Origin of the sequence: Streptomyces sp. NPDC053541 (assembly GCF_044544705.1) — a bacterium.
Classification (GTDB): Bacteria; Actinomycetota; Actinomycetes; order Streptomycetales; family Streptomycetaceae; genus Streptomyces.
The window spans coordinates 504754-522831 of the sequence record NZ_JBITXM010000005.1 but is presented as its reverse complement, the minus strand read 5'-3'; the positions used below and the strand labels follow the sequence as shown (position 1 = coordinate 522831).

Sequence of the window (18078 nt, the reverse complement as noted above, 5' to 3'; positions counted from 1 at the left end):
ACACGGCGGCTGACACTCTTTCGGGTGACGGACCCATCCGCCGAGCGGTGGTCGCCGAATTCCCGTCGTGAGCAACTTCCGCAACACCGTCAGCAGGGCGTGGCCGGGACCCCTGGCCGGTCTGGTCGCGGGCCTGTGCGCCCTGGCCGTGGCCGAGCTGGTGGCCGGCCTCCTCCGTCCGGCCGCCGGGCCGGTCACGGTGGTGGGCGGGGCGGTGATCGACAGGACTCCGGCCGCCGTGAAGGACTTCGCGATCCGGACCTTCGGCGAGAACGACAAGACCGCCCTCCAGATCGGCATCCTCGCCGTCCTGGCCGTGCTCGCGCTGGTCGCGGGAGCCGTGGCCCTGCGTCACCGGCGCGCGAGTACGGCCGGGATCCTGCTGTTCGGCCTGGTCGGGACGGTTGCGGCGCTGAGCCGTCCGGACGCAGGCCCCCTCGACGTACTGCCGTCCGTGGCCGGCGCCCTGGCAGGAGCCACGGCGCTCTACCTGCTGACGGGCAAGGCGCGCCGGGCGGCGGCCCCCGTTCCGGCCGTCCCGCCGGAAGGGGACGGAGCCGGCTGGGACCGACGCGGATTCCTCACGGCCACGGCCGTCACCGCCGGGGCGGCGGCGGGCGCCGGTGCCCTCGGCCGGTACCTCGGCGGACGGCGGGGGCAGAGCGCGGTCGCCTCCCGCACCCGCCTCGTCCTGCCCGCCCCCGCCTCACCCGCCCCTCCGGTACCGCCCGCCGTACGCGCGAAGGCTCCCGGCATCAGCCCGTTCGTGACGCCGAACCGCGACTTCTACCGCGTCGACACCGCCCTCGTCGTACCCAAGGTCGACGCCGAGACCTGGCGGCTGCGGATCCACGGTGAGGGAGTCGCCCGCCCGCGTACCTACACCCTCGCCGACCTTCTCGCCCGTCCCCTCATCGAACGGGACATCACGCTGACGTGCGTGTCGAACGAGGTCGGCGGCCCCTACGTGGGCAACGCCCGCTGGCTCGGCGTCCCGCTCGGCGCACTGCTGGCCGACTGCGGGGTGCGCCCGCCGTCGCGGGGCGGGCGTGCCGACCAGCTGGTGGCGCGCTCGGTGGACGGCATGACGCTCGGCTCCCCGGTCGAGGACGTGATGGACGGCCGGGACGCCATGCTCGCGGTCGGCATGAACGGCGAACCGCTGCCGTTCGAGCACGGCTTCCCCGTACGCATGCTCGTGCCCGGCCTGTACGGCTACGTCTCGGCCTGCAAGTGGATCGAGGACATCGAACTCACCACCTTCGACGCGTACGACCCGTACTGGGTGAAACGCAAGTGGGCCCGCAGGGCACCGATCAAGACCCAGTCCCGCATCGACACCCCCAAGCCCTTCGCCCGCCCCTCCGCGGGCGCCGGCCCCGTCACCGTCGCGGGCGTCGCCTGGGCCCAGCACCGTGGCATCAGCCGCGTCCAGATCCGCATCGACGACGGCCCCTGGAACGACGCCGAACTCGCCGCCCAGGACACCGTCGACACCTGGCGCCAGTGGTCCTACCGCTGGCAGGCCGCCCCCGGCGGCCACACGCTCACCGTCCGTGCCACCGACGGCACCGGACAGGTCCAGACGGAACGGCGTACCCGGACCGTCCCCGACGGCGCGAGCGGCTGGCACAGCGTGTTCGTCACCGTCACCTAGACCACCGGCCGGCGCCGCCGGCGCCGGCCGGTCAGCACCGACACTCCCAAGGAGCAACTCAGATGAACTCCCTCCGTATTCGCCGCGTCGCACTCGCCGTGACCGCCGCCGTCGTCCTCCCCTTCTCGCTCGCGGCCTGCTCGGACTCCGACAGCGGCTCCGGAACCAAGGACGCGGCAGCCACCTCGGCCGCCGCCGACCCGAGCACCGCCGCGACCCCGCAGGAGGGCGCGACCGCCATGGACGAGCCCTTCGGTCCGGCCTGTGCCGGCGGGCCGAAGGAAGGGGCGGGCTCCTTCGAGGGCATGGCCAAGGACCCGGTGGCCACCGCCGCTTCGAACAACCCGGCCCTGTCCACGCTGGTCTCCGCGGTCAAGCAGGCCGGGCTCGTCGACACCCTCAACAACGCGGAGAACATCACGGTCTTCGCGCCGACCAACGAGGCCTTCGCCAAGATCCCGAAGGCCGACCTGGACAAGGTGCTCGCCGACAAGGCCACGCTCACCAAGATCCTCACGTACCACGTCGTCGGCCAGCGGCTCACGCCGGCGCAGCTGGAGAACGGCTCCTTCGAGACCCTCCAGAAGGGCACGATCACCACGAAGGGCTCCGGCGAGTCGTACACCGTCAACGACACCGCGAAGGTGGTCTGCGGCAACGTGAAGACCGCCAACGCGAACGTCTACATCATCGACACCGTCCTGATGCCCAAGTAACCGCCGACGGCGGGCACCTGACAGACGCCTGGGCTCCCCGGCCTTCGCGGGGGAGCCCAGGCGTCGCACCTGTGAGGACCCGGCGGTGACGCAGTGCCGCCCCGGCCGCCGGTTTGCGCTACGGGGCCGAGCCGGGCCCCGGTCGGACGGGCGGGGCCGGCCGGATTCGAACCGGCTCCTCCCGCACGCGGTGAAGGCGCGACAACTGCGCTACGAGCCCCGTCCCGCTCGCGATCCCACGGGCCGGCCGCACCGCGTCGCGGCCGTCCTCCGCGAGGTCGTCCAGGGCGCCCGCTCGGCGGCCGACAGCTGGCACGACGGACAGCGCCTCGACATGGCCGCCGAAATGGCCGGCATCACCAGCGCATCGTCGTGCGGACCACCGCACCAGCGGGACCATGGCACACCAGGCGAGGATCCCGGCCACCGCCCCCCGCCCCAGTGGGTCGGCGCGGAAGACCGCCGACAGGGCGCACAGGGCCGGGCTGAAGGCCCACTCCGTTCGGATCACGAGCGCGGAAGGGATTCCCCGCCAGGCCCAGACGTGGGCGCGGATGAGCGCGGAACCGCCGGTGTGGATCAGGTCGACTACGAACGCGGCCCGCCTCACGTTCGGAGCCGAGTACGGGCGATTCACGGAAGGCTGTACTTCGCCCTGCCGAAGAACTCAAGCGTCACATCGAAGCATTCCCGCCGGTAGAAGTGGAGCTGCCGTGGGGCCGCAGGGGGAGAGGAAGAAGTTCTCCCTGCTGCTCACCACGCGTTGCCTTGGCCAAGGCGGGGGGGGCATCCCGCCGCGCGCCGAGGGGGCGACAGCCTGGCAGTGGGCGGCGGCTCCGAAGGGCGGCTTCCATGTGCTTCGGCACACCTACGCCTCGATCATGTGGGAAGCCGGAGAGTCCGTCGTGACCCTGGCTCGGTGGCTCGGACACTCCTCGCCTGCGATCACTCTCGGTTACTATGCTCACTTCATGCCGGAGGCCGGCAGCAAGGGACGCGGCACCATCGACGGTCTGCTTGGGGAGCGCGGGAGATCAGCTTGCCAGCCGAAACTCCCCAGATTCTCCCCAGCGCTATCGACCCGTGTTCCCGGCCTCTACGCTCCGGAGAAGCCTTCCGTGGATTGCAAGGTTGAAGAGATGGGTGGCCTGGGAAAGTGTTGCAAGAGGTCGTAGCGACCCGCTATGTCACGCCCCTGCGTGAGGGCGGATCGCTCCCCGGGATCGTCGAGGCCGACGATCTCGGCACGTACGTCATGAAGTTCACCGGTGCCGGGCAGGGGCGCAAGACCCTGGTCGCCGAGGTCATCTGCGGGCAGCTGGCCCGGCGGCTCGGGCTGCGGGTGCCCGAGCTCGTCGGCATCCAGCTCGATCCGGTGATCGGGCTGTCGGAGCCCGACCAGGAGGTGCAGGAGCTGCTCAAGGCGAGCGGCGGGCTGAACCTCGGGATGGACTTCCTGCCCGGCTCGCTCGGCTTCGACCCGCTCGCGTACGAGGTCGACCCGAAGGAGGCCGGGAAGGTCGTCTGGTTCGACGCCGTCATCAACAACGTCGACCGCTCGTGGCGCAACCCCAACATGCTGGTCTGGCACGGCGACCTGTGGCTCATCGACCACGGCGCCACCATGATCTGGCACCACAACTGGCCCGGCGCCGAGGCCTCGGCCGCGAAGCCGTACGACGCCTCCGACCACGCCCTGGCCTCCTTCTCGCCGGACATCGCCGCCGCTGCCGCCGAGCTCGCCCCGCTGGTCACCCGCGAGCTCCTGGAGGAGGTCGCCGCCGACGTGCCCGACGAGTGGCTGGTCGACGAGCCCGGCTTCGACGGCACCGACGCCCTGCGCGCCGCGTACGTGGCGGCGCTGCTGCCGCGCGCCGCCACCATCCACGAGCGGATCACGCTCGGGCCGCGCACCGAGCGCCGCCCCCAGCAGCCCCCGGGCTGGCTCGCCGAACGCCTCGCCCCGCGCACCACCGAGAAGGACAGCACCCCGTGACCGACCGCGACGTCTTCGAGTACGCGCTGCTGCGCGTGGTGCCGCGCGTCGAGCGCGGCGAGTGCTTCAACGCGGGCGTGGTCGTCTACTGCCGCGCCCGGTCGTTCGTGGCCGCCCGCACCCATCTGGACGAGGCCAAGCTGGCCGCGCTCGACCCCGGCGCCGACGCGACCGGCGTACGGGCCGCGCTGCACGCCGTCGAGGGCGTCTGCACCGGGGGCGAGGCCGCCGGGCAGGCCTCCCGGGACGACGCGGGCCGGCGCTTCCGCTGGCTGATCGCGCCGCGCTCCACCGTGGTCCAGCCCGGCCCCGTGCACACGGGACTGACCGCCGACCCCGAGGCCGAGGTGGAGCGGCTGCTCGACCTGCTCGTCCGCTGACCCGCCCGGGGGGGCGCCCGCCGGGGGCGCGCCGGTCAAGCCGCGCGCCGCGTGATCCGGTGCACCCGGTGGGGCGTTGACACCGGGTGCCAGGGCTTCTAGCGTCTCGTCTGCGGGCAATACTAAGCGGTCGCTCACCTCCCGGCGCGAGGGTCTCCGGGTGCGGGCGGGCCGCCGGGTGGGCACCGCATCCAGGGACGAGCCAAGGGCGAGGAGAACAAGCATGTCCACCACCGAGCAGCGGGTAGCCGTCGTCACCGGTGCGGCGCGGGGCATCGGCGCCGCCACCGCGATCCGGCTGGCGGCCGAGGGCCGCGCCGTCGCCGTACTCGACCTCGACGAGGCGGCCTGCAAGGACACCGTCGAGAAGATCACGGCCGCGGGCGGCACCGCGCTCGCCGTCGGCTGCGACGTCTCCGACGCCGCCCAGGTGGAGGCGGCCGTCGCGCGGATCGCCGCCGAGCTCGGCGCGCCCACCATCCTCGTCAACAACGCCGGCGTGCTGCGCGACAACCTGCTGTTCAAGATGTCCGAGTCGGACTGGGACCTCGTCATGAACGTGCACCTGAAGGGCGCGTTCCTGATGACCAAGGCCTGTCAGAAGCACATGGTGGACGCGGGCTTCGGCCGGATCGTCTCGCTCTCCTCCTCCTCGGCCCTGGGCAACCGCGGCCAGGCCAACTACTCCGCCGTCAAGGCCGGTCTGCAGGGCCTGACGAAGACCCTCGCCAAGGAGCTCGGCAAGTTCGGCATCACCGCCAACGCCGTCGCCCCCGGCTTCATCGTCACCGACATGACCGCGCAGACCGCGGAGCGCGTCGGCATGGGCTTCGAGGAGTTCCAGGCCGCCGCCGCCTCCATGATCCCCGTGCAGCGGGTCGGCCGCCCCGAGGACGTCGCCAACGCGATCGCCTTCTTCACGGGCGACGACGCCGGCTTCGTCTCCGGCCAGGTCATGTACGTGGCCGGCGGCCCGCTCAACTGACCCGGGCCGCGGCGGAACAGGCGAGAGGAACATTCCCATGAGCAGCAAGGAGCTGCCCGAGCTCTCGGGCAGGGTCGCCCTGGTCACCGGCGCGAGCCGGGGCATCGGCTACGGGGTCGCCGAGGCGCTGGTCGCCCGCGGCGACCGGGTGTGCATCACCGGCCGGGGCGAGGAGGCCCTCAAGGAGGCCGTGGAACGGCTCGGCGCGGACCGCGTCATCGCCGTCCCGGGCAAGGCCCACGACGAGGCCCACCAGGCCGCCGCGGTCGAGGCCACCATGGAGGCCTTCGGCCGGGTCGACTACCTGGTCAACAACGCCGGCACGAACCCGGTCTTCGGCCCCATCGCCGAACTCGACCTGAACGTGGCCCGCAAGGTCTTCGAGACGAACGTGGTCTCGGCCCTCGGCTTCGCCCAGCAGACGTACCGCGCCTGGCAGAAGGAGCACGGCGGGGCGATCGTGAACATCGCCTCGATCGCCGGCGTCTCCGCCTCGCCGTTCATCGGCGCGTACGGAATGAGCAAGGCCGCGATGATCAACCTGACCCTCCAGCTGGCGCACGAATTCGCCCCGCTGGTGCGCGTCAACGCGATCGCCCCGGCCGTCGTGAAGACGAAGTTCGCCGCCGCCCTGTACGAGGGCCGGGAGGCCGAGGCCGCCGCCCGGTACGCGCTCGGCCGGCTCGGACAGCCGGAGGACATCGGCGGCGCCGCGGCCTTCCTGACCTCGCCCCAGTCGGACTGGATCACCGGGCAGACGCTGGTCGTCGACGGCGGTCTTTTCCTGAACGCCGGTGTCGAGTGACCGGTATCCGGACACCTCGCTGAATTCTTGACCGGATTGGCCCCGGTTATCCATCGAATGCCTCGAGTGCCCCGCCAGGGCGGACCATTGACCTGGCGGGGCGCTGCGGTATGGTCGGCCGACCCCAGGCTGAACGAGGAGCGTGCACGTGTTCAACCGGACCAGTCTGCAGGCCGCTGCAGCCCTTGCGTCCATATCCCTCCTGTCCGGATGCAGTGTGTTTTCGGACAGTGAATCCGTAGCGGACCAGAGAATCGTCGTGGGGACGACGAGTTCTCCCAGCACCCTCGATCCGGCGGCCGCCTGGGACAATTCATGGGAGCTCTTCCGGAATGTCTTCCAGACACTGGTGGCATTTCCGACCGGGAGCACGACCCCGCAGCCCGACGCCGCCGACTGCGCCTTCAAGCAGGGCTCGTCGAGCCGGGTCTACGAGTGCCGCGTCCACGACGGGCTCACCTTCTCCAACGGGCACAAGCTCGACGCCGAGGCGGTGAAGTACTCGATCGAGCGGATCCGCACCATCGACGTCGAGGGCGGCCCCAACGGCATGCTCGGCTCGCTCGACCGGATCGACGTCACCGACCCGCAGACCGTGGTCTTCCGGCTCAACAAGCCGGACGCCACCTTCCCCTTCATCCTCGCCACCCCGGCCATGTCGCTCGTCGACCCGGCCGAGTACCCGGCGGACAAGCTCCGCGAGGACGGCAAGCTGATCGGCTCCGGGCCGTACGTCCTCGACTCCTACACCGAGGGCGACAAGGCCGAGCTCAGCCGCAACGCCAGCTACAAGGGCTTCGCCGACCGCAAGAACGGCGGCGTGACCATCCGGTACTTCAAGGAGTCCGAACCGATGGTCGCCGCCCTCAAGGCGAAGGAGATCGACGCCACCTACCGCGGTCTCACCGCCGAGGAGGTCGTCGACCTGCAGTCCGACAAGCCGGAGAACCAGCACCTCCAGCTCGTCGAGTCCACCGGCGCCGACATCCGCTACCTGGTCTTCAACGCCAAGGACCCCTCGGTCGCCCAGCCGGCCGTCCGCCGGGCCATCGCCCAGCTGGTCAACCGCGACGAGCTGGTCAACAAGGTCTACCAGGGCACCGCCGAGCCGCTGTACTCGATGGTCCCCAAGGGCATCGCCGGCCACACCACCAAGTTCTACGACCGCTTCGGCGCGCCCGACGCGGCCAAGGCCAAGCGCATCCTGCGCGAGGCCGGCATCACGGAGCCGGTGAAGCTGGACTTCTGGTACACCACCGACCGCTACGGCTCCGCCACCGCGCCCGAGTTCGCCGAGCTCAAGCGCCAGCTGGAGGCCTCCGGGCTGTTCGAGATCACCCTGCACGGCAAGCCCTGGAAGGAGTTCCAGGCCGCCTACCAGAAGGGCCAGTACCCGGTGTTCGGCCGCGGCTGGTTCCCGGACTTCCCCGACGCGGACAACTTCATCGCCCCGTTCGTCGGCAAGGAGAACGTCCTCGGCACGCCGTACCTCAGCCCGCGGATCACCGGCGAGCTCATCCCCAAGTCCCGGCGCGAGAGCGACCGCGCGGCCGTCACGGACGAGTTCACCGAGGCGCAGGAGATCATGGTGCAGGACGTGCGGCTGCTGCCGCTGTGGCAGGGCAAGCTCTACATCGCCGCGAGCGAGGACATCGGCGGCGGCGAGCGGGCCCTCGACCCGCAGACCGTCATGCAGATGTGGGAGCTGAGCCGCCGCACCAGCTGGTAGGCCACGTAGCCGCGCACCGCGCTCCGCCGACCTCGCACGCCGTCCGCCGCCCGGAAATCCCGGGCGGCGGACGGCGTTGTCAGTGGGGCCCGGTAGGTTCTGGTTCTGATCAGACGAACGCCCCACCGGAGGTTCCCGACGTGACCGACACCGACCTGCTGCCCGAGTCCTGGCGCGGCGTCCTCGGCGAAGAGCTGGCCCAGCCCTACTTCAAGGAGCTGACCGAGTTCGTCGAGGAGGAGCGGGCCCGGGGGCCGGTCTACCCGCCGCGCGAGCAGGTCTTCGCCGCTCTCGACGCCACCCCCTTCGACAAGGTCAAGGTCCTCATCCTCGGCCAGGACCCCTACCACGGCGAGGGCCAGGGCCACGGCCTGTGCTTCTCGGTCCGCCCGGGCGTCAAGACCCCGCCCTCGCTGCGCAACATCTACAAGGAGATGCAGGCCGAACTCGGCCACCCGATCCCGGACAACGGCTATCTGATGCCGTGGGCCGAGCAGGGCGTCCTGCTGCTCAACGCGGTGCTCACGGTCCGCGCCGGCGAGGCCAACTCGCACAAGGGCAAGGGCTGGGAGAAGTTCACCGACGCCGTCATCCGCGCCGTCGCCGGCCGCCCCGACCCGGCCGTCTTCGTCCTGTGGGGCAACTACGCCCAGAAGAAGCTGCCGCTCATCGACGAGGAGCGGCACGCGGTGGTCAAGGGCGCCCACCCCTCGCCGCTGTCGGCGAAGAAGTTCTTCGGTTCGCAGCCCTTCACCCAGATCAACGCCGCCGTCGCCGCCCAGGGCCACGAGCCGATCGACTGGCGCATCCCGAACCTCGGCTGAGCCCCACCGGATCCGGCGCGCCGAAGGCACACCCGGGGCGCCGGATCCGGCAGGCTCGGAGCGGGACCGAACACGGGGAGGCCGTGATGACCGGGCAGCAGGTGTCGGACGACGCCGTCATGACCAGGATCGGGCAGGCGATCATGCTGCTCCACGGCGGCGACCGGGAGGAGGCCCGCAACCGCCTCGGCGCCATCTGGGACCAGCTCGGCCCCGACGGGGACCCGCTGCACCGGTGCACCCTCGCGCACTACATGGCGGACGCCCAGGACGACCCGGACGTCGAGCTGGCCTGGGACCTGCGCGCCCTGATCGCCGCCGAGAGCCTCGACGAGGACCGGCTCGCCCGCCACGACTCCTCGGTCGCCCTGCGCGCCCTCGCCCCCTCGCTCCACCTCAACCTCGCCGCCGACTACGTGAAGCTGGCCCGCCCCGACGCGGCCCGCGTCCACCTCGCCCGGGCCCGCGCCGCCGCCGAGGCGCTCGACGACGACGGCTACGGCAACGGGGTGCGGGCCGCGATCGAGCGCCTCGCCCTCCGGCTCCGGGACTTCCCGGACGACCTCGCGATGTGATGGGGGGCCGGATCGAGCAGAGCGGGCGGCCGCGGACCGTGATCCCACAGCCGGTGGACCCAGGTCCGTCGGCGGCGCGGCTCGAACAGCGGGAGTCCGCCGACGTTCGACCCCGAGGCGTACAAGGGACGCAGCAGCGTCCAGCGGTGCATCGCCCGGCTGAAGCAGTGGCGCGTCCTGGCCATGCGAACGGACGAGCTCGCCGTCGCCTACCAGGCCGCGTTCCACGTACCTACGCGCTCCACGATGCCGGACCGCACCACTGATTGAGCTCGTTGAGGCACCGCTCGACCGTGTTCCGCTGCTCGTACGCCTCACGGTCGAAGGGCGAGGCGATCCGAAGGAGACGGCCGGCCGAGGCCGGAGTCGCTGCCCCAAGTGCTGCCCTTCCGGTCCTGCCGGGGACACGCTGCGAACAGGTTTCGTGGAACACGTCCCATCTCCCTGAGAGGCACGCCGTTGACACAGCACGGACACCGCCACGAGCAGACAAGCAGCCCGAGCCCCCAGTTCCCGACGCCTGCCAGACCGGCCCACACGAGCCCGGCGGGACTCCTCGCCCTGCAGCGCACTGCGGGCAACGCCGCCGTCCTCCGCATGCTCCAACTTTCCGGGCACCCCTACGCCCAACCCTCTGTCGAAGGCAAGAACGAAGCTGCCGAACGGCACGTCCACGGCGCCGGCTGCGGACACCAGCAGGCCGCCGTCGAACAGGCACCCGCCGCCGTGCAGCGGTCTGCCGTCCACGACGTCCTCGCAGGCAGCGGCCGCCCCATGGACGCCCCGCTCCGTGACGAAATGGAAGCCCGCCTCGGCGCCGACTTCTCCGACGTCCGCATCCACGACGACAGCGCCGCCCGCGCCTCTGCGGCCGAAATCGGTGCTCGCGCCTACACAAGCGGCAACAACATCGTCCTCGGCGACGGCGGGGGAGACAAACACACCCTCGCCCACGAACTCACCCACGTCATTCAGCAACGCCAGGGCCCCGTCGCAGGAAGGGACCAGGGCAACGGGCTACGCGTAAGTGACCCGTCAGACCGCTACGAACAAGAAGCCGAAGCCACCGCACACCGAGTCATGAGCGAGCCGGCACCAGTTCAGCGGGACACCTCGTCCACCCCGCCGGAGACACGTTCCTACGTCACCATCGACGAGACCCCGGCGATCCAGCGGAAGATAGCACTCAGCAATCCGAAGGATGCTCAGAGCTCTCGGGTCCTGGCAAGCGTCACAGCCGTCCAAGCATTCCTTGAGACCCATGGTATTTCGATAGTCGGACGCGTCGCCGCTTCTGAGGGGACACTCACCCTCTCCCGAGGAGCGGAAATAGGGTACGAAGCGAACGCCATCATGCAGGACATGGTGGAGAACGCGACGGTGCTCACCTATAGCGACGACAAAGCAGGCGCAGAGGCCCTCGCCGCAGCCATCTGCGATAGATTCGACAAGGCTTCCAACAGGCGCTACTTGAATTCGGGTGAATCTTCGTCGCAGGGGGCGAGTCGGCTGGGGGCGGTGGACAGGATACTGGGCGCGGTGGGAGACAGAATCGAGGAGAAGACTGAGGGTCTCTCATTCGGTGACGGATTTGAGTCGGGAGTGAAGAAAGCGTTCAAAGACCGAGCCGACGCGCTACAAGGCAACATGAAGGTTCCGACGCAGGGAGATCTGAAGAAGCTGGCCGAAAACCTCCCGGACGGCGGAAAGTTCGCCCTCTACGCCCTGATCAACGGACAGGACGATCTGCAGAAGCTCATAGCCGAGGCTGCGTCGTACGGCAGTCAGGAGGGGGGCGAAAAGTTCAACAAGCAAGCCAATGAAGGGTTGGACAGGGTCAAGCAGAATGCGGGGGGTGTGATTGCCGGCGGCATCGTGACGTCGGGGGCGTTCGGGATGCTGGCAACACTTGTCAACCCTGTGCTCGGAACGGCGGTCAGAGTTGGTTCTGCGGCGGTTGGGGCTACAAGCGTCGTCAACGAGGGCGTCAAGGCTGCCCAGGCGTTGGAAGAGATCAGAGGTGCCCACCCGGTGATCTACGATCGCGTCATGCAGAAAGTCGATAAGAGCCTGGAGCAGACGTACGACAACGTAGGGAAAACCCTCGGTGAAAGCGCGCGGAATCACAGCAAGGAAATGCCGGAACATTTCAGGGACACTTTCGGTAATTTCTAGGATCGCCTGATCGTCGTGAGCGGCAAGGGCCGCACCCGGCCGACGCGATCGGACCACGGCCCGGTTTCCCGCGCTTGCGCAGGCGCTTGCGGGTCGCGCGGGACGAGCAGGCCGGGCGGCGCGACCGCGGGCCGGGTTCTGGAACTGTCCGCAGGGCCGGGTCCGGGTGGTCAGTGTCCGTGCGTGCCCTTGCAGAGCCGCGCCTGCGGGCTGTCCGGGCTCCAGCCGCCGTAGGCCTGGCCGAGGGCGCACACCCCGGCCCGGTCGCGCGGCACCTCCGGGACCCCGGGGACGTGGACCTCGGGGGTCCGCGGCCGCGGGTGCTTCTGCTGCGGTACGGCGGAGGGGCGCGGGCGCTCCGTGCGGCGCGGCGCGGCCGGGGCGGAGGGGGCGTCGGTGCGCCGCCGCTCCACGGCCGCCCGCGGCTCCGGCGGATCGGGCAGCGCCGCCTCCAGGGCCTCGCGGGCCGGACCCGGCACGATCTGCGGGGCCACGTCCTGAGCGGCGGGGGAGGCCGCACCGCCGGAGGCGGCGGGGGCGGGGGCCGCGGGCGGCGGCTCGACGGCGACACAGCCCGTCAGGGCGGCGGCCATGGCCACGCCGGCGAGCAGCGACAGTGGGGTTCGGGTTCCATGCACCGGGCAACTGTGCTGGTCGGAGCGGCCCTCGCGCGCCCCTACTCGCGGGGAATGCCCCGCATGAGTGATCACCGAGCGCGGGCTGACCCGGCGCCGGGCGGTCAGGCGCCGGTGGCGCCGTCGACGCGCTCGCGGATCAGGTCGGCGTGGCCGTTGTGGCGGGCGTACTCCTCGATCATGTGGAGGTAGATCCAGCGCAGGTTGATCGGGTCGCCGGTGCGGTAGTGCGGGCTCGCGGCGAGGTCGTCGAGGGCCATCCCCCCGGCCAGCTTCCGGGCGTGGGCGATCTCCGCCTGCCAGGCGGCGTGGGCCTCCTCGTAGGTGTCGGCCCCGGTGACGTGGATGCTCCGGTCGAAGTCCTCCTCGTCGGCGTAGAGCCAGGGGGCCTGCTCGCCGCCGAGGATCCTGCGGAACCAGCCGCGCTCGGCGTCGGCCATGTGCCGGACCAGGCCCAGCAGGCTGAGCTCGGAGGGCGGTACGGAGAGGGTGCGGAGCTGTGCGTCGTCGAGGCCGGCGCACTTCGTGGCGAGGGTGGCGCGATGGAAGTCCAGCCACTGCTCCAGGGCCTGGCGCTCGCCGGTCGTGGTGTCCGGGTAGAGGCGTTCGGGCGCGGCGGTGTGATCGCTCGTCATGGGGGCATCGTCGCGGCCCGCCGGGCCCGCGTGCCAGTGGTTTACGCCCCGCCCAGCATCCCCCGCAGCAACTCCTGGAAGCCGGTGCGCGGTTCCGCCCGCCCCGCCGTCGCCCTGCGGGACGCCGCCGCGACCGCCGTCTCGCGCTTCGGCCCCGGCCTCATCCTGCGCGGCTTCGACGGCATCGCCGACTGGCGGCCGCCCGCCGCAGACCCGGCCGTCGACGGCCCGTCCCCCCGCGTAAGCTGACCGCGGCCCGGAGGACCGGCGACAAGGCGAACAGGAGAACTCCTCGTGAAGGTTGGCTGCATCGGCCTCGGCGACATCGCGCGCAAGGCCTACCTGCCCGTCCTGGCCGCCCTCCCCGGGGTCGAGCTGCACCTCCAGACCCGCAGCCGCACCACCCTCGACGAACTCGGCGACACCTACCACCTGCCCGCCGCCCGCCGGCACGCCGACCTCGGCTCCCTGCTCGCCGCCGGCCTCGACGCCGCCTTCGTGCACGCCGCCACCACCGCCCACGCCGAGATCGTCACCCGGCTCCTGGAGGCGGGCGTGCCCACCTACGTGGACAAGCCGCTCGCCTACGACTACGCCGACTCCGAGCGCCTGGTGGAGCTCGCCGAGAAGCGCGGCGTCGGCCTCGCCGTCGGCTTCAACCGGCGCCTCGCCCCCGGCTACGCCCAGTGCCTGGAGCACCCGCGCGAACTGATCCTCATGCAGAAGAACCGCGTCGGACTGCCCGAGGACCCGCGCACCTTCGTCCTCGACGACTTCATCCACGTCGTCGACACCCTGCGCTTCCTGCTGCCCGGCGAGGTCGAGCACACCGACGTGCGCGCCCGGCTCCGGGACGGGCTGCTGCACCACGTGGTGCTCCAGCTCTCCGGCGACGGCTTCACCGCCATCGGCATGATGAACCGCCTGAACGGCTCCACCGAGGAGATCCTGGAGGTCTCCGGACAGGACACCAAGCGCCAGGTCCTCAACCTCGCCGAGGTCGTCGACCACAAGGGCCAGCCCACCGTGCGCCGGCGCGGCGACTGGGTGCCGGTGGCCCGCCAGCGCGGCATCGAGCAGGCCGTGCTCGCCTTCCTCGACGCGGTCCGCGCGGGCCGCCGGCTCAGCGCCCGGGACGCCCTGCGGACCCACGAGCTGTGCGAGCACGTGGTCCGCCAGGTGCTCGCCCAGGCGTCCTGAGCCCCCACCGGCGCCCCGGCCCGGCGAGGCAGACGAGCACCATCACGGCGAAGGCCCCGTACACCGCCCAGTCGCCCAGCCGGTCGTAGAGCGTCGGGCCCCCGCCGAGCGGCAGCGCGTAGACGGCGGTCGTGCTGCGGCCGGTGCCGAGCCGCGGGCCGACCGGGCGCCCGTCGGGGCCGTACGCGGCACTGATCCCGGTCAGCGTCGCGTGCAGCACCGGGCGGCCCGTCTCCGCCGCCCGCAGCGCACCGAGCGAGGCGTGCTGGGCCGGCGCCCAGGACTCCTGGAAGGTCGAGGTCGAGGACTGGGCGACCAGCACGTCCGCGCCGTCCCGCGCGAGCTGCCGGCTCATGTCGGGGAACGCGGTCTCGAAGCAGATCAGCGGCCCGATCCGCAGCCCCGCAGGCCCCGGCCCGGGCGCCTCGGGCAGGGTCATCACCACCGGCGCCGCACCGCGCCGCCGGTCCTCGCCGGCCGCCTTGCCCACCGCCGTGGCCCAGCCGAGCACCGGCCGGGCCGGGATGTACTCGCCGAAGGGCACCAGCCGCATCTTGTCGTACCGCGCGCCCGTCGCCCCGTCCCTGCCGACCAGGATCGCGCTCTTGAAGATCCCGGGCCGGTCGGAGCGGCGGGCGTCCACGTTCACCAGGAGCGGCGCGTCCACGGCCCGGCTGAGCGCGGCCACGCGCGCGGTGACGTCGGGCCGGGCCGCCAGGTCCATGCCGACGCTGCTCTCGCCCCACACCACCAGGTCGAGCCGCTGCCCGGTCAGCGAGGCGGTCAGCTCCTCGCCCCGGTCGAAGCGCAGGCCCGGCGGGCCGATCGGGCCCGGCTGCACCACCGCGATCCGCACCGTGCCGGAGCCCCGCGAGGGCGCGCCGGCCCACCAGCCGAGCCCCACCAGGAGCGCGCAGCACAGCAGCCCCGCCACGGCGGTGCGGCGCAGCGGGGGCACGGCGAGGAAGAGGGCGACGGCCGTGTTGACGGCGACCACGAGCAGGGTCACCAGCCACACCCCGCCGACCGAGGCGAGCCGCAGCGCGGCCGGCACCTGCCACTGGCTCGCCCCCAGCAGCCCCCAGGGCCCGCCGAGGCCCTGCCAGGAGCGCACCAGCTCGACGAGCAGCCAGCCCGACGGGACGACGAGCAGCGCGGCCGCCGCCCGGCGCGGGGACGGCGTCCCGCCCAGCATCGCCCGCACCAGGCGCCCCCAGGGCAGCCACAGGAGCCCGAGCAGCGCGGCGATCACCAGCAGGAAGACGTGCAGGCTGGGCAGCAGCCAGTGGTGCACGGCCACCATGAACCCGATCCCGCCGCACCAGCCGTCCAGCCCGGCCCGGCGCTGGTCGGGCGCCGTGCGGATCAGCAGCAGCCAGGGCACGACCGCGAGGTACGCCCACCACCACAGGCCGGGCTCGGGAAAGGCCAGCGCGGGCGGCGCCCCGAGGAGAAAGGCGACCCCGGACCGCCCGAGCCCCCGGAGCCGACCGCGGCCCGGGCCCGTACCGGCGTCGGATCCGCGCCCCGACCCCGTACCGGCGGCGGGTCCGGAACCTCGGCCCGTACCGGCGTCGGCGCCGGGAGTGCCCCCGGTGTCCGCGCCCGTCGCGGGCGCCGTCCCGGCCGTCGCCGGCCGGTGGGCGAACGGGATCCGCATGCCCTGCCTCCAGGTGTCGCCGCCTCCAGTGTGCGCGCCCCGCTCCCGGCGGGCCTCACATGCGGCGCCACCTCTCCTCGACCACCACGCCGCACAGCCGCCAGCCGGCGTCGGTGCGGCGCGCGGTGAAGACGTACCGTCCGCCGCACACGAAATCCTCGCCCGTCTCGAAGCGCATCGGGTTCACGTAGTCGGCGCGCACGCTGGCCGTGTCACCCGGAAAGCCCCCCTGATCGGCCACATGGAACCGGCGGTTGACGATGAGGTGCTGCCGTACGGGAAAGAGCCGCATCGCCCCGGCCAGCCACTCGGCCACCTCCGCGGCCGGCCCCTCGATCCCGCCCGAGCCCCGGTAGTCGGCGCGCCCGTCGGGGGTGAACAGGCCGCGGTAGGCGGTCCAGTCGGCGTCGTCCACGGCCACGGCGTAGCCGGTGACCAGGTCGTCGAGGGCGAGCCGGTCCATCACGCCGGCGAGGTCCACGCGCTGCGTCATCGCCTCAGTGTCGGGCAGCGCCCGCGCGAGGCCAAGGGTCGTGCGGCGGAAGCACCGAAAGGGCCCGCACAGCCGGGGCTGTGCGGGCCGGTACGGGCGCCGCGCGGGGGCGGGAATACGGTCAGGCCCAGCCCGGGGCACCGTATTCGCACAGGACCCTCGTGGTGCCCGACATCTTGCAGACTTCGAGCCACACGCGCGTCTGCTCCGGAAGGTCACCGGTCTGCCAACCCGTGCAGTAGTTCGCGGTGTGACCCGCGGTGCTGGCGGTCCGAATGAGTCTGCCGGTGTCCCGATTGGTCAGCCACGCCTTGATGTAATAGCCGTCCGAGGCCAGGTCACAGGCTTTCAGCGCGTCACCGGGGTTGCTCCCTATCGGATCGGCATTGAACCACCCGTACCCGGCGGTGGAGCAGTAGTCGAGCGGGCACTGCAGGACGTGGACGGTGACACTCGTGCTGGCCTGCGCCGGAGACGTGGCGAAGACCAGCATTCCGCCGGCCGCTACCGTCGCCGTGAAGAGCCTCTTCGCAAAACGCGGAATGCGCATGGATTCCCCCTCTGTTGGTCCATTGGGTGAACGCAGATTATTCACGGGCCGTCAACGGAACAAGGATTCGGCGTGGTCCGCGATGGAAAGAAAAGTCGTCGGCGATGGAATGCGCAGAGTTTTCCGCGGCTACGACTCTCCGGTCAGGGAGCGATGCCGGTGTTCCCTGGGTGATTCGCCATAAGCGGCCCGGAACGCGCGGGCGAAACAGGACGGGCGGGGCATGCCCCAGCGGGTCGCGACGGACTGGATCGGAGTGGTCCGCAGCAGGGGGTCCGCCAGGTCGCGTCGGGCGTTCTCCAGCCGTCGGCGGCGGATCCAGGCGGCGACCGTCTCTCCGCCGGACTGCTCGGTGAAGACGCGGTGCAGATGGCTGAGCGAGATGTGGTGGGCGTCGGCGATCGTGCCGGGTGTCAGCTCAGGGTCGTGCAGGTGCTCCTCGATGTACGCCCGGATCCGTTCCGCCAGGGCGTACTGACACGCGTCCTCGGACCGGCCGGCCTCGGCACGCACCACCTGGGCCAGCCAGACCGACACCAGGTCCAGCACGACCGCGCCCAGGCGTGGTGCGTCGGCCGGCCGGAGCGACGGGGCCTGGCGTACGAGGCCCAGCAGGAAGTCCGTCAGCAGTGCTCCCGTGCCCTCCCGCTCCGTCAACCCGCGCCCGAGCAGGCCGCGTACACGCGGGGCGGGCAGCGACAGCAGCGCCTGCGGGAACTCGACCGCGACGCCCTCGACGGCACGGTCCGCCGCCCGCCGCCCGGCGGAGTCGGCGCCGTACGGGTCGGCTTCGCGAAGCCGCGAACCCGTCATCGTGAGAAGAATGCGCGGGTCGAGCGAGGACGCCGGCCCCGCGTGACCGCCCGATGGCGGCATGTCGTGCGGCACGAGGGTCAGGCGGTGGAGGGGAGGGAGGGGCCGAGGTGCCGTGGTGGTCCGCTCCGGGGAGTGCGCCGACGCGGCGCGGATCGTCCACACCTTCACCGGCCCCAGCTCCACGACCCCCTCACCGGTCCGGAGGTCGATGGCGTCCGCGCTCATCGTCGTGCGCAGGGGCATGCGC

At 71.8% G+C, this 18078-nt stretch carries 19 protein-coding genes, 1 tRNA gene and 1 pseudogene; 14 read left to right on the top strand and 7 right to left on the bottom strand.

All coding sequences use genetic code 11. The features are described from left to right. Positions 1-58: 58 nt before the first annotated feature. Positions 59-1657, top strand: coding sequence for a molybdopterin-dependent oxidoreductase (locus tag ACIGW2_RS16125; protein ID WP_399844143.1), 1599 nt, complete (start codon positions 59-61; stop codon positions 1655-1657). A 62-nt stretch (positions 1658-1719) separates the two neighbouring features. Beyond that, complete coding sequence (locus ACIGW2_RS16120) at positions 1720-2373, top strand: fasciclin domain-containing protein (protein ID WP_399844063.1); 654 nt, start codon at positions 1720-1722, stop codon at positions 2371-2373. 151 nt (positions 2374-2524) lie between these two features. Here ACIGW2_RS16120 and ACIGW2_RS16115 read toward each other — a convergent pair. Continuing rightward, positions 2525-2594, bottom strand: a tRNA-Thr gene (locus tag ACIGW2_RS16115). Positions 2595-2771: 177 nt separating this feature from the next. Between ACIGW2_RS16115 and ACIGW2_RS16110 the strand changes: the two genes are divergently transcribed. The 10 genes and pseudogenes from ACIGW2_RS16110 to ACIGW2_RS16065 all read left to right on the top strand — a co-directional run bounded on the left by ACIGW2_RS16110 (position 2772) and on the right by ACIGW2_RS16065 (position 11842). After that, positions 2772-3548, top strand: a complete 777-nt coding sequence (locus ACIGW2_RS16110) for a tyrosine-type recombinase/integrase (RefSeq protein ID WP_399844061.1) — start codon at positions 2772-2774, stop codon at positions 3546-3548. Next, entirely contained in the window at positions 3530-4369 is an 840-nt protein-coding gene (locus ACIGW2_RS16105) for a HipA family kinase (protein ID WP_391656392.1), read from the top strand. The genes ACIGW2_RS16110 and ACIGW2_RS16105 overlap by 19 nt, the downstream gene beginning before the upstream one ends. After that, positions 4366-4749 carry a DUF3037 domain-containing protein gene (locus tag ACIGW2_RS16100; protein WP_399844059.1) on the top strand — a complete coding sequence of 128 codons (384 nt, stop codon included), beginning with the start codon at positions 4366-4368 and terminating at the stop codon, positions 4747-4749. Before ACIGW2_RS16105 ends, ACIGW2_RS16100 begins: the two co-directional genes overlap by 4 nt. A gap of 223 nt (positions 4750-4972) precedes the next feature. Then, positions 4973-5734: a 3-oxoacyl-ACP reductase FabG gene (gene fabG, locus ACIGW2_RS16095; protein ID WP_361588046.1), complete on the top strand. Its 762-nt coding sequence runs from the start codon at positions 4973-4975 to the stop codon at positions 5732-5734. 37 nt (positions 5735-5771) lie between these two features. Continuing rightward, positions 5772-6539: an SDR family oxidoreductase gene (locus ACIGW2_RS16090; protein ID WP_391656390.1), complete on the top strand. Its 768-nt coding sequence runs from the start codon at positions 5772-5774 to the stop codon at positions 6537-6539. 148 nt (positions 6540-6687) lie between these two features. Beyond that, entirely contained in the window at positions 6688-8268 is a 1581-nt protein-coding gene (locus ACIGW2_RS16085; protein WP_391656389.1) for an ABC transporter substrate-binding protein, read from the top strand. Between the two features lie 140 nt (positions 8269-8408). Continuing rightward, a complete protein-coding gene (locus ACIGW2_RS16080) occupies positions 8409-9092 on the top strand; it encodes a uracil-DNA glycosylase (RefSeq protein WP_361588040.1) in 684 nt (227 codons plus the stop codon). Positions 9093-9178: 86 nt separating this feature from the next. Continuing rightward, complete coding sequence (locus ACIGW2_RS16075; protein ID WP_399844056.1) at positions 9179-9667, top strand: hypothetical protein; 489 nt, start codon at positions 9179-9181, stop codon at positions 9665-9667. A 35-nt stretch (positions 9668-9702) separates the two neighbouring features. Continuing rightward, positions 9703-9898: pseudogene (locus tag ACIGW2_RS16070) on the top strand (IS5/IS1182 family transposase); the annotation flags it as partial. A gap of 366 nt (positions 9899-10264) precedes the next feature. Further along, positions 10265-11842, top strand: a complete 1578-nt coding sequence (locus tag ACIGW2_RS16065) for a DUF4157 domain-containing protein (RefSeq protein ID WP_399844054.1) — start codon at positions 10265-10267, stop codon at positions 11840-11842. A 170-nt stretch (positions 11843-12012) separates the two neighbouring features. On the opposite strand, the gene ACIGW2_RS16060 is transcribed toward ACIGW2_RS16065, so the two are convergent. Next, positions 12013-12480 carry a hypothetical protein gene (locus ACIGW2_RS16060; protein WP_399844052.1) on the bottom strand — a complete coding sequence of 156 codons (468 nt, stop codon included), beginning with the start codon at positions 12478-12480 and terminating at the stop codon, positions 12013-12015. A gap of 101 nt (positions 12481-12581) precedes the next feature. After that, on the bottom strand, positions 12582-13112 hold the full coding sequence (locus tag ACIGW2_RS16055; protein WP_399844050.1) for a DinB family protein: 531 nt from the start codon (positions 13110-13112) through the stop codon (positions 12582-12584). A gap of 30 nt (positions 13113-13142) precedes the next feature. On the opposite strand from ACIGW2_RS16055, the gene ACIGW2_RS16050 reads away from it, so the two are divergent. Next, positions 13143-13361 carry a hypothetical protein gene (locus ACIGW2_RS16050; RefSeq protein ID WP_391656384.1) on the top strand — a complete coding sequence of 73 codons (219 nt, stop codon included), beginning with the start codon at positions 13143-13145 and terminating at the stop codon, positions 13359-13361. 45 nt (positions 13362-13406) lie between these two features. Then, on the top strand, positions 13407-14312 hold the full coding sequence (locus tag ACIGW2_RS16045; protein ID WP_392174644.1) for a Gfo/Idh/MocA family protein: 906 nt from the start codon (positions 13407-13409) through the stop codon (positions 14310-14312). On the opposite strand, the gene lnt is transcribed toward ACIGW2_RS16045, so the two are convergent. From lnt to ACIGW2_RS16025, 4 genes are all read right to left on the bottom strand, one after another. Further along, positions 14236-15972 (bottom strand): apolipoprotein N-acyltransferase, encoded by a 1737-nt coding sequence (lnt, locus tag ACIGW2_RS16040; RefSeq protein WP_399844047.1) that lies wholly within the window; start codon positions 15970-15972, stop codon positions 14236-14238. The two genes, ACIGW2_RS16045 and lnt, sit on opposite strands and share 77 nt — an antisense overlap. Positions 15973-16027: 55 nt before the next feature. Next, entirely contained in the window at positions 16028-16465 is a 438-nt protein-coding gene (locus ACIGW2_RS16035) for a nuclear transport factor 2 family protein (RefSeq protein ID WP_399844045.1), read from the bottom strand. A gap of 121 nt (positions 16466-16586) precedes the next feature. Further along, positions 16587-17015 carry a hypothetical protein gene (locus ACIGW2_RS16030; protein ID WP_361588022.1) on the bottom strand — a complete coding sequence of 143 codons (429 nt, stop codon included), beginning with the start codon at positions 17013-17015 and terminating at the stop codon, positions 16587-16589. 129 nt (positions 17016-17144) lie between these two features. Next, positions 17145-18074, bottom strand: a complete 930-nt coding sequence (locus ACIGW2_RS16025) for a helix-turn-helix domain-containing protein (protein ID WP_391656380.1) — start codon at positions 18072-18074, stop codon at positions 17145-17147. Positions 18075-18078 lie beyond the last annotated feature (4 nt).

What these genes read in the sequence shown, in the direction of transcription:
- ACIGW2_RS16065 (WP_399844054.1), top strand. Translation starts at nt 10,265, where the DNA reads ATGCTCCAACTTTCCGGGCACCCCTACGCCCAACCCTCTGTCGAAGGC.
- ACIGW2_RS16090 (WP_391656390.1), top strand. Translation starts at nt 5,772, where the DNA reads ATGAGCAGCAAGGAGCTGCCCGAGCTCTCGGGCAGGGTCGCCCTGGTC.
- ACIGW2_RS16035 (WP_399844045.1), bottom strand. Translation starts at nt 16,465, where the DNA reads ATGACGCAGCGCGTGGACCTCGCCGGCGTGATGGACCGGCTCGCCCTC.
- ACIGW2_RS16075 (WP_399844056.1), top strand. Translation starts at nt 9,179, where the DNA reads ATGACCGGGCAGCAGGTGTCGGACGACGCCGTCATGACCAGGATCGGG.
- lnt (WP_399844047.1), bottom strand. Translation starts at nt 15,972, where the DNA reads ATGCGGATCCCGTTCGCCCACCGGCCGGCGACGGCCGGGACGGCGCCC.
- ACIGW2_RS16055 (WP_399844050.1), bottom strand. Translation starts at nt 13,112, where the DNA reads ATGACGAGCGATCACACCGCCGCGCCCGAACGCCTCTACCCGGACACC.
- ACIGW2_RS16030 (WP_361588022.1), bottom strand. Translation starts at nt 17,015, where the DNA reads ATGCGCATTCCGCGTTTTGCGAAGAGGCTCTTCACGGCGACGGTAGCG.
- ACIGW2_RS16110 (WP_399844061.1), top strand. Translation starts at nt 2,772, where the DNA reads ATGGCACACCAGGCGAGGATCCCGGCCACCGCCCCCCGCCCCAGTGGG.
- fabG (WP_361588046.1), top strand. Translation starts at nt 4,973, where the DNA reads ATGTCCACCACCGAGCAGCGGGTAGCCGTCGTCACCGGTGCGGCGCGG.
- ACIGW2_RS16025 (WP_391656380.1), bottom strand. Translation starts at nt 18,074, where the DNA reads ATGCCCCTGCGCACGACGATGAGCGCGGACGCCATCGACCTCCGGACC.
- ACIGW2_RS16120 (WP_399844063.1), top strand. Translation starts at nt 1,720, where the DNA reads ATGAACTCCCTCCGTATTCGCCGCGTCGCACTCGCCGTGACCGCCGCC.